Below are 10000 nucleotides of genomic sequence, written 5' to 3' on the forward strand. Positions count from 1 at the left end.
CGCGCCTCTTTATTACCACTGCGCAAAACTTTTGATTTGTTTTGTAACTTACGCCCTGGCCAGATTTATCCGGCTTTTGCCGAGTTATCGCCTTTGCATCCAAAAATCAGCAGTCAAGGCATGGATATTTTGTGTGTGCGTGAACTGACAGGTGGTATTTATTTTGGTGAAAAAGGCCGTACTGAAGACGCAGCTTTTGATACGCAAAAATACAGCGTGGCTGAAATTGAACGTATCAGCCGGGTGGCATTTGAAGCAGCGACTAAACGCCGCAATAAAGTCACCTCCATCGACAAAGCCAATGTGCTGGCAACCAGTGTGTTATGGCGTGAAGTGGTAGAGCGTGTGGCGAAAGACTACCCACAAGTACAGCTGGAACATATGTATATCGACAATGCCGCTATGCAGCTTATTCGCGCTCCGCAGCATTTTGATGTGTTGTTATGCGACAACCTGTTTGGCGATATTTTGTCAGATGAAATTGCCGCCATTGCCGGTTCTTTAGGTTTATTGCCTTCAGCCAGTTTAAATGGCTCCAACTTTGGCCTGTATGAACCAGCAGGTGGCACAGCACCGGACATCGCAGGCAAAGGCATTGCCAATCCAATAGCGCAGATTCTAAGCGCGGCCTTAATGCTGCGTTACAGTTTTGCGGAAGAAGCGGCAGCCCGGGCTATTGAGCAGGCCGTTGCCAGTACTTTGGAGCAAGGCATAGTGACAAGGGATATTAATTCAGCTTCGAATTACGGCACAGCAGATGTAGGCGCAGCTGTAATAGCAGCCTTAAATGCAATAGAGACAAAGAGAGCTTAATGATGGCTAAAACCTTATATCAGAAGATTTACCAAAGCCATGTAGTGGCCGCTGTGAATGGCAGCACCGACTTGTTATTTGTCGACCGCCATTTAATACATGAAGTCACCAGCCCTCAGGCGTTTGCCGGTTTACGTAAGGCGGGACGCACTGTGCGCCGTCCTGATTTAACTTATGCCACTATGGATCATAATGTCTCGACTCAGCTGCGCAGCATTGACGCCGCGGGGGAAACTTCCCGTAAACAGTTGGAAGCTCTGGCAGCCAACTGCAAAGAATTTAATGTGCCTTTGCTGGATTTACTTCATCCGGACCAAGGCATAGTGCATGTGATAGGCCCTGAGCTGGGCTTAACTCAGCCGGGTATGATTATTGTTTGTGGTGATTCCCATACCTCGACTCATGGTGCTTTTGGCGCTATCGCCTTTGGTATTGGTACGTCCGAAGTAGAACATGTGCTGGCGACTCAAACTTTACAGCAGCAAGTGGCGAAAACCTTAAAAGTGGAAGTCACAGGGTCCTTATCGCCTTTTGTTACCCCTAAGGATGTAATTATGGCGGTGATAGGCCAGTTAGGTACTGCTGGTGGTAATGGTTATGTGGCTGAATTCTGCGGCACTGCTATTCGCGGCATGAGCATGGAAGGCCGTATGACGCTGTGTAATATGAGCATTGAAATGGGTGCTAAAGCCGGTTTAATAGCGCCGGATGAGGTCACTTTTGCTTATTTAAAAGGTAAACCTCATGCACCAAAAGCAGAACATTGGGATGCAGCAGTCACCTACTGGCAAAGCCTGTATTCAGATGCGGACGCAGTCTTTGATAAAACCGTGACTATTGCCGCAGAAAACATCAGACCCCAAGTGACCTGGGGCACTAACCCTGAGCAAGTCATCGCTGTCGATCAGCCTATTCCGGCGCCTGAGTCCTTCAGCGATTTAATTAAAGCCGATGCTGCCCGCCGTGCTTTAACTTATATGGGTATTGAAGCGGGCCAGAAATTAACTGACCTGAAAGTCGATGTGGTCTTTATTGGTTCCTGCACCAACAGCAGGATTGAAGATTTGCGCCAGGCTGCTGCCGTGGTACAAGGTAAACAAGTGGCGTCCGGTGTACGGGCTTTAATAGTACCGGGCTCTGGTCAGGTTAAACGTCAGGCCGAAGCCGAAGGTTTAGCTGATATTTTTAAAGCTTCTGGTTTTGAATGGCGTGAACCAGGCTGCTCTATGTGCTTAGGTATGAACGATGACAGAGTGGAATCAGGCCAACGCTGTGCCTCCACCTCAAACCGCAACTTCGAGGGCCGTCAGGGTCGTGGCAGTCGCACCCATTTAGTCAGCCCTGCTATGGCAGCGGCTGCAGCTATTGCAGGTCGCTTTGTTGATATTTCGTCTTTTGAAAGCGTGGGAGGAGGCAACCAATGAGCCAGATTTTTGCACAAGGGCTGGTCTGCCCTTTAGATAAAAACAATGTTGATACCGATCAGATTATACCGAAGCAGTTTTTAACGTCGGTCAGTCGTGAGGGTTTTGCCGAAGCCTTGTTTTATGACTGGCGTTATCTGGCGAATGAACAACCGAACCCGGATTTTGTATTAAACGCCCCGCAATACCAAGGCGCTTCTATTTTGCTGACCCGGGCTAACTTTGGCTGCGGCTCCAGCCGTGAACATGCGCCATGGGCTATTCAGCAGTATGGTTTTAACGTGATCATCGCCGAAAGTTTTGCTGATATTTTCTTTAATAACAGTATTAACAACGGCATGTTACTGATTAGCCTGAGCGCATCCAATATCGAGTTTTTATTCAGCCGCTGCCAACAAGGTACACAGGAATGGAAAATTGATTTGGCCGGCCAGCAAATTATTCTGGGCAATAACGCCGCTGTGGGCTTTCAGATAGACCCTGATATCAAGCAGCGTTTGTTAAGTGGCCTGGATTTTATCGGTGCCAGCGAACAGTTTGCTGAACATATCAGCAGCTATGAACAACAACGGGCTGCAGCACACCCCTGGTTAGGCTGATGAATAAAACCGGGGCTGATTTAGGAAAAGCAGTCCCGGTCTTGCCACTCTGTCTGCCAGCTTGTTGTTTTATAAGTCAAAACTCTGTATTGCCACTTTTCAGCCATCTAGCCGTAAACTACTGATTTATATCAACTACTTGCGTATCAAAAAATGCAGGTAATACTTGGCAAAGTAGTATCAGGCAGTATATAGTTTCATTATTATCAATTTTACTAGTTCACCTATTAACCTCTAAGGGGTATTTTTATGAAAAAGCTCGTTACATTAGCAGTAGTAGCAAGTGCTTATTTCGCAGCTGCGCCAGTCGCAGTAGCACAGGATCAGTGGGCCACCTCTTTGTGTGAATATACTAAAGCAGACGATAAAAACCGCGTCCGCAAAGTTCTGTCCGATAACAAAGTTAACGTTCGCAAAGTCTATGATGCGATCCAGTGTAATGGTGACTCGCTGATTAAATTTGCAATGCGCAGTGACGCCTATGAAACAGGTGCCTTTTTTGTAAAACAGATGCCAGCTAAAGCATTAGTGGCCGAAGATCTGGAAGCATGGGCTGCTGCGAATGGTTTTGGTGCATCTCCGCTGATCAACGATATCAAAGCCCGTATCGGTCAAGACTAATATAGCCTTCGTACTTGAAGTATACGGAGTGGGCCTCTGTCGCTCGCGCCTCACTACAACTTCAAAGACTTTGGCTCTACTGAGGCTAAAGAATGATGAAACGGTTCCTCAAGGAGCCGTTTTTTTTACCTTGTCGAAAGCTTCTCTGCTTTTATGATAAGTCATACCCAAACCCCAAAGTACCAGCGGAATAGCACCAGCCAGTAGCAGTAATATTTTGTAAAGCTCGCCTCCAACAGCTGCCATATGCACAGGATAAATCAGTTGGCTGAGCTGTTTACCCTGTCCCATTTCCGTCGCTTTTTGCACAGACAAAACACTGATGCTCGCCGGATCGACTTTAATCACAGTGCGGCCATTAGGATGCCACTCTGCTGTTAACTGCGCCCGGATAGACAATTCTTGCTGCGCATTTTTCCGGAAACTGACTAAACGTAAAGCACCATCAGGCAGTTGCTGTTGAGCCGCTGGCAACCATAAAGCCCACTGGCTTTCAGTTACAGGGTAAGACAAAACTGCAGATACTGGAGCAGTTACGCCAGGGTCCCTAAATACCCAGCTTAAAGCCTGTTGCACTTGTTGGTTATAGACCATAGCAGTACCAGTGACCGAGGTCAGTAACAGTAAAGGCGCCGTCCAGAACGCAATTACAAAATGCCATTGCCTGGACCAGCGAATCACAGCAGCCGTCAAAGGTAAACGCCATAAACGCCAGCCCCAATGCCTGGGCCAACTCTGCCATAAACCTGAACCAATCAGTAATAAAGCCAGCAAACCAAGCACGCCTATAATTTGCTCACCCAGTTCAGCACTGAATAAATGCAAATGGAATTCATAGCACCAACTGATGAAATCCTGATAAGGGCTTCGACTGAGCAATAATTGACCTGAAGCGGACCAATACTCCAAAGTACCGTCCAGGCGGGCCAGCTCCAACCATGGGCGCTCAGCAGTAGCGAGACGGGCAAAGTTGTAGTCAGTCTGAGGTAAAGCATCTAATACTTTGCCCCAGATGGCTAAATCTGTGACTAAAGGCTGCTGCAGTTGTGGATAGAACCATTGCAGCAACGAATTCTTATATAGTAAAACAGCACCTGTCAGGCTGGCTGGCACCAGCCACAAGGCTAAGATCAGGCCAAAAAACCTGTGTAACTTTTTGGCCATTCTGATCCCTTAAAATGCCTAAAATGCCATCTGCCAATTCAGATTTAAACTGCGACCTAAACCAGCAAAATAGCTGCTGTTGGCAGGTGTAGTTTGTGAATAATAGGTAATGTACTGTTTATCCAGCGCATTCTCCAGACCTAAAGTCCAGCTTCCCCAGTGATTTGTGTCATAGCGGCCTGACAGGTCCAGCGTATGATAACCATCGAAGGAGGAGCCATCATTGTAATCAACATCAAACAACTGACTGAACTGGACTCTGCTACTTAGCTGCATGGGCCATTGTTGTAACCAGTACAGATTTAATCGTTCAGGGGCTATGTTAATGCCACCTAAATCTTTATCTACCAGCCCATCGCTGTTACTGTCATAACGGCCTTCGGTTCTGGCATAGCTGAAACCTAAAGTGCTGTTATCACTCAGATTGTATTCGCCTTCAGCTTCAAAACCCGAAATCTCTGTTTTTTCACGCATGACACTGTAAATACCGTCAGCATCCGCTTGCAGACGTGAGCCTAAATCTGAATCCGACTGGAAATAACTCATTTGCAGACGATAGCTGCTTTCCGTCAGTTCAATGCCCAGTTCAGCGTTGTCAGACACCACGGGTTGTAGGTTAAGAAATTGCGCCACTGACTGGTTAGGTTTATTGATAGCACGCAGTACCCTGCCGACATCAGGCATGCTAAAACCTTCACTATAACTGGCATAAACACGGATACTGTCAGACCACTGATGCACAACGCCAAAGTTGTGAAGCAATTCATTAAAGCTTGGTTCGCCACCTTTGACAAAACTGCTGTTGGACGACGCCAGCGTTGTAAAATCTTCAACAGACAACTGGCCGTATTCATAGCGGGCACCAGCACTGAAAGTCCAGTTTTTTATCTGGTTGTAGCGCAACTGAACAAAAGGAGCGTAGTTAGTGAATTCTGTTTCAGGCACCCAGTTTCTGTTGCTCATTACCAGTTCCTGATAGGTGCTGTCCTGCAGCCAATCCAGTCCGGTACTTAAATCTAAGCCTGAGTTGGCCAAATCCGCTTTAAACCAGGTCAGACGACTGCCTATTTTCTCTGAGATATTTTGAGATTGATCAAAAATGTTGGTACCCAGAGCCGGATCCTGAAACACTGCGGCTCTGCTACCACCAAACATAGAAGCAAAATCCTGAGCAAACAGCTGCAGATTTAACTGGCCGCCGGCTATGCCCTGATGTTGATAATCAACTGAAGCCGAAGTCACCTTATTTTGGGATGGCTTGCCTTCAGTAACTCCGGGTTTGGATGTAGTTGGAACTCCGGCAGCCGCATTACCATTGACGGTAATGTAGTTATTATTCCCTTTTAAATCAAAGTGATTGATCATGAACTGCAGACTTTGGGCGTCCGAGATCTGCCATTTGCTCTTGATGAACAAATCGACTGTGTCGGAATCCATGGTGTCGCCCTGAGTGGTATCCACTCCTATAGGCTTGCCGTCACCATCCAGATATAAACCGGTTTTGTTAAAGGCAGCACCTGTGACCAGCGAGACATCAGCAAACTGTTCAGAAAATAAATAACTGGCTTTGTAACTTTGGGTGTCAGAACCACCAGTCGTTGGCACAGTACCAGACAAACTGACCTGATGTTTTTGCTCGCCAGGTGATTTAGTAATGATATTAATAATACCACCACTGGCACCCATGCCCTGGATGGCGTTGGCACCACGTATCACCTCAATACGCTCAATCATAGCTGGATCTATAGTATTGCCGTCACGTGATCCGTTGCGTAACGGAGTAGATTGCGGCACACCGTCAATCATATACAAAGGTTCACGGCCACGCAGTGTTTCGCCATTGGCTGTCAGCTTTTGTCGGCTCGGTGAAAAGCTGGGTAACAGATTCCCCAATATTTGTGATAAGTCCTGAGTTACTGCCAGTTGGGCTTTTAACTCTTCCTGATCGATCACTGTAATAGTGGCAGGCACTGTGCTCACCGGATAAGAGGAGCGGGTGGTGGATACACTGATAGTTTCAATGTCCGTTGCAGTTTCTGCGGCCAACAAAGGAAGTGGAAAAAGTATAGCAAGAGTGAATCTGGACAGTTTCATGAGTACACCACAACGAACAAAAATGGTTCGCATTTATAAATGCGAACCATTCTTATGTCAAGTCAGATCCGACAGAACTCTTCATTGTTATTAGTTAGCACTCAGAGTGACACCGGCAAACTTAATAAAATCTTCAGCTGTTTCAATATTCTCCAGCGCAGAGCCGTCCTGCATTTGGGAGAATGTAGGGGCCTGTTTAAATTCAAAGTTCAGTGTTAAACGTTCAGGTTGTTGCAGAAAATCCAGCACAGGTTGACGGATCGAATCCGGGATCTGCGGATTGTGTTGCAAAGCCGCCACAAATTGTTGTTGAGTACTGGCATAGTCCTGACTAAGTTTTGCCATTGCCAATTGATCAAATAATTGCTGTAGGAAAGCCTTGTTTTTGATTTCAAAAGAACCACTGGCAATGCCTATACCACTTACTTTTTTCATTAAATCAGGCACATATTCAGGCCTTTCTGCCATCTGTTGTTGTTGCTCCGGTGTCATTTTTTGCAACTCAGTTGCAAACTGCCATAAATCAGTAGTCCCAATTAACGCAAAGCTATAATTCAGATTAAAACGCTGATCGACTTGCAGATTCTGTTCAAATCTAAGCTCACCTGTTTTTGCGCTGTACTGGTACTGATAACTGAGTTCTACCGGTAAAGCGGCCAGATAAGCGGCTAACTCCGGAGGTAATGTAGTTAACGCCTGAGGGGTAAATCGCAATTCTTTGGCATGAGCAGAACCTTTATCTGCCAACCCCTCTAATTCAATACCGCTCATTTCAAGCTGACCTACACTGAGTAAGTCGCCCATACCAGCAATAGCTATTCGCAAATCCTGAATTTTGTAGGTGGAGGTCAACACATTCGCTGACAACTTGCCGTAGCTGAATTGAACTGGCGGCATGTCACCCTGTTCCGCTAATTCCAGATACTGCTGATTGCTGCTTGTGATATGCTCCGCCATCTGTTGTTCAGCATGATGATTAGCATAAAAAAAGCCTGCCAGAGCGCTGGCGGATATAAAAAACACTGCTCCAACCCACACTTTTTTTCCCATAGTTGCATTTCCTTTACCTTGGATAATCACGCCATACTAACATGGCTCACGAAGAAAACAGCGGCCTGGCGCTGTGATTCAAAGCAAAAGCCTGCTAATTTGAAGCCTTTATTCTCGTTGTCTGGTGCGCTATGGAGCTTTATTTCCACTGGTTTGATTTGTTAGGTATAGCTGTGTTCGCCATATCCGGAACTCTGGCGGCCTGGCGCAAACAAATGGATGGTTTTGGGGTAATAGTACTGGCGACAGTCACAGCAATAGGGGGCGGTACCCTGCGTGATTTAATTTTGGATTCCCCTGTCATTTGGTTAAGCAATAATAGTTACTTCTTAGCCATCTTCGTTGCAGCAGCATTAACCATACTAATGGTGCGCAACAGAGTGCTGATCCCCAACAATACACTTCAAATTGCCGATGCTATTGGCCTGGCTTTTTTTGTCATTATGGGTACGCAAAAAGCGCTGGACCATGGGACCTCTGGTTTTGTCGCTATTATGATGGGCACTATGAGTGGGGTCTGCGGAGGCATGATCCGTGATGTATTGTGCCGCGAAATACCTATGGTGTTTCGAGGTGAACTTTATGCCATCACATGTATTTTTGGCGGCCTGGTATATGTGCAGTTATTGCAGTTTGGCATCGCACAAATGCCAGCCATGCTCTCTGGTATGGCTGCCTTATTAGCCTTGCGTCTGGCCGCTATTCGCTGGCATCTGACCATTCCTGTGTTTGGTAAAAAGGCCGATGACTTACGTTGAGTGCTGATGAGCTCAACGTTTTTTGTAATTTTTTATTTACGGTGCAGCACCAGCTAGTATCAGACTGGCTTGAAATTAATTAGGAAGCTAATTAAAATATAATTAGCTTCCTAATTATTAAAGAGCGAATCATGAGTTTCCAAAGCTTAGGCCTGCAAGTCCATCAGTTGTCACGTCAATGGCGTTGCTTATTAGATAAACAATTAGCCTGCCAGGGGCTGACCCAAAGCTCGGGCATAGCGCTGGTCTATATCGCCGAAAATCAGGGGTTTAGTCAAACCGAACTGGCCCGTTTATTAGCTGTAGAAACGCCATCTTTAGTACCAGTGTTGGATCAGCTGGAAAAACAAGGTCTGATAGAGCGTCGCCCATCAGAGCAGGACAGACGCCAAAAAGCCTTGTACTTATTGCCTGCGGCAACAGACCTGGTGACAGCCATTAACCAGCAACGCCGCGCTTTGCAGCAGCAGTTGCTTGCCAACTTAACCCCTCAGCAGCAGCAAGACTTACCACTGTTATTAAGTCTGGTTTTACAACAAGCCGCTGTGTTACTGCAGGATCAAAAAGCCGGAGATTTGTCATGAGTGCCGAACAACTCTTTAACCGTTGGATCAAATGGACCTTAATGCTGTTTGCTCTGGTGTTTGGCTATTATCTGGCCGCTGATTTGTATATGCCTGTGACGACCGACAGTTTGGTACAGCGTTACGTGGTGCAGGTGGCCCCCCAGGTCCCTGGCCGCGTGATCTCTGTTGCAGTGCAGAATAATCAGCAGGTCAAAAAAGGCGATTTGCTATTCGAACTGGACCCGGCCGACTACCAGCTCAAGCTGGAACTTGCCCAGTTACAACTGGAGCAAAGCCAGCAGAACAACCGTCAGTTAAGTGCCGCTTTGCAGAGCGCGGCTGCCCGGGTAGACCAGGCCCGTTTTGCATTGCAGGAAGTACAGCGGGAAGACCAGCGCTATCAGCAACTGTACAAGCAAAAATTAATACCACGTCAACAACTGGATCAAAGCCAAACCTCAGTGCTTAAAGCTAAAGCCGAGCTACAAGCCAGTACGGCAGATTTAGCGGAACGCGAAGCCGAACTAGGGATTCCCACTCAGGAGTTGGTTCAAATTAAACAAGCGCGCAATCAACTGGCCTTAGCTCAATTAGAGTTAGACAGAACCAAAGTATATGCCGATGTAGACGGCATAGTCACAGACCTGCAACTGGAAGTTGGCACCAATCTGGCCAGCCATCAGGCAACTATAGCACTGGTTTCTACTCAGCAAAGTTGGGTTAGCGCCTTGTTTCGGGAAAAAAGTCTGTTGCATGTGCAACAAGGCACAGAAGCGCTGATCACTTTTGACGCCTTACCCGGTGAAGTCTTTAGTGCCTCAGTGCGGGATATAGATGCAGGTGTGGCCAATGGTCAAAGTACGCCGGACGGACGCTTAGCCACAGCGGACAGCAGTAGTCGTTGGGTGCGT

At 46.9% G+C, this 10000-nt stretch carries 10 protein-coding genes; 7 read left to right on the forward strand and 3 right to left on the reverse strand.

Annotated features, from left to right (window positions below):
- The 4 genes from leuB to LDL40_RS05465 form a co-directional block, all read left to right on the forward strand.
- Positions 1 to 813: 3-isopropylmalate dehydrogenase (gene leuB / locus LDL40_RS05450; protein ID WP_300994167.1), on the forward strand; the 813-nt coding region annotated here is incomplete at its 5' end.
- Entirely contained in the window at positions 813 to 2237 is a 1425-nt protein-coding gene (gene leuC, locus LDL40_RS05455) for a 3-isopropylmalate dehydratase large subunit (RefSeq protein WP_300994168.1), read from the forward strand. The genes leuB and leuC, both read left to right, overlap by 1 nt.
- Positions 2234 to 2836: a 3-isopropylmalate dehydratase small subunit gene (gene leuD / locus LDL40_RS05460; protein WP_300994169.1), complete on the forward strand. Its 603-nt coding sequence runs from the start codon at positions 2234 to 2236 to the stop codon at positions 2834 to 2836. The genes leuC and leuD overlap by 4 nt, the downstream gene beginning before the upstream one ends.
- 249 nt (positions 2837 to 3085) lie before the next feature.
- Positions 3086 to 3457: a DUF3718 domain-containing protein gene (locus LDL40_RS05465; protein WP_300994170.1), complete on the forward strand. Its 372-nt coding sequence runs from the start codon at positions 3086 to 3088 to the stop codon at positions 3455 to 3457.
- Positions 3458 to 3565: 108 nt separating this feature from the next.
- Here LDL40_RS05465 and LDL40_RS05470 read toward each other — a convergent pair whose 3' ends face one another.
- From LDL40_RS05470 to LDL40_RS05480, 3 genes are all read right to left on the reverse strand, one after another.
- Positions 3566 to 4621 (reverse strand): PepSY domain-containing protein, encoded by a 1056-nt coding sequence (locus LDL40_RS05470; RefSeq protein ID WP_300994171.1) that lies wholly within the window; start codon positions 4619 to 4621, stop codon positions 3566 to 3568.
- An 18-nt stretch (positions 4622 to 4639) separates the two neighbouring features.
- Positions 4640 to 6715: a TonB-dependent receptor gene (locus LDL40_RS05475; RefSeq protein ID WP_300994172.1), complete on the reverse strand. Its 2076-nt coding sequence runs from the start codon at positions 6713 to 6715 to the stop codon at positions 4640 to 4642.
- 90 nt (positions 6716 to 6805) lie between these two features.
- Entirely contained in the window at positions 6806 to 7765 is a 960-nt protein-coding gene (locus LDL40_RS05480; protein WP_300994173.1) for a hypothetical protein, read from the reverse strand.
- 131 nt (positions 7766 to 7896) lie between these two features.
- On the opposite strand from LDL40_RS05480, the gene LDL40_RS05485 reads away from it, so the two are divergent.
- The 3 genes from LDL40_RS05485 to LDL40_RS05495 all read left to right on the forward strand — a co-directional run.
- A complete protein-coding gene (locus LDL40_RS05485) occupies positions 7897 to 8523 on the forward strand; it encodes a trimeric intracellular cation channel family protein (protein ID WP_300994174.1) in 627 nt (208 codons plus the stop codon).
- 131 nt (positions 8524 to 8654) lie between these two features.
- Positions 8655 to 9107, forward strand: a complete 453-nt coding sequence (locus tag LDL40_RS05490; RefSeq protein WP_300994175.1) for a MarR family winged helix-turn-helix transcriptional regulator — start codon at positions 8655 to 8657, stop codon at positions 9105 to 9107.
- On the forward strand, positions 9104 to 10000 hold an 897-nt coding region (locus LDL40_RS05495), incomplete at its 3' end, for an HlyD family secretion protein (RefSeq protein WP_300994176.1). The genes LDL40_RS05490 and LDL40_RS05495, both read left to right, overlap by 4 nt.

It is taken from the genome of Rheinheimera sp. (assembly GCF_020217005.1).
Lineage (GTDB): Bacteria > Pseudomonadota > Gammaproteobacteria > Enterobacterales > Alteromonadaceae > Pararheinheimera.

Bases quoted from the DNA above. Each gene is read 5' to 3' on its own strand.
- LDL40_RS05470 (WP_300994171.1), bottom strand. From the start codon at position 4,621: ATGGCCAAAAAGTTACACAGGTTTTTTGGCCTGATCTTAGCCTTGTGG.
- LDL40_RS05485 (WP_300994174.1), top strand. From the start codon at position 7,897: ATGGAGCTTTATTTCCACTGGTTTGATTTGTTAGGTATAGCTGTGTTC.
- leuD (WP_300994169.1), top strand. From the start codon at position 2,234: ATGAGCCAGATTTTTGCACAAGGGCTGGTCTGCCCTTTAGATAAAAAC.
- LDL40_RS05465 (WP_300994170.1), top strand. From the start codon at position 3,086: ATGAAAAAGCTCGTTACATTAGCAGTAGTAGCAAGTGCTTATTTCGCA.
- LDL40_RS05480 (WP_300994173.1), bottom strand. From the start codon at position 7,765: ATGGGAAAAAAAGTGTGGGTTGGAGCAGTGTTTTTTATATCCGCCAGC.
- leuC (WP_300994168.1), top strand. From the start codon at position 813: ATGATGGCTAAAACCTTATATCAGAAGATTTACCAAAGCCATGTAGTG.
- LDL40_RS05475 (WP_300994172.1), bottom strand. From the start codon at position 6,715: ATGAAACTGTCCAGATTCACTCTTGCTATACTTTTTCCACTTCCTTTG.
- LDL40_RS05490 (WP_300994175.1), top strand. From the start codon at position 8,655: ATGAGTTTCCAAAGCTTAGGCCTGCAAGTCCATCAGTTGTCACGTCAA.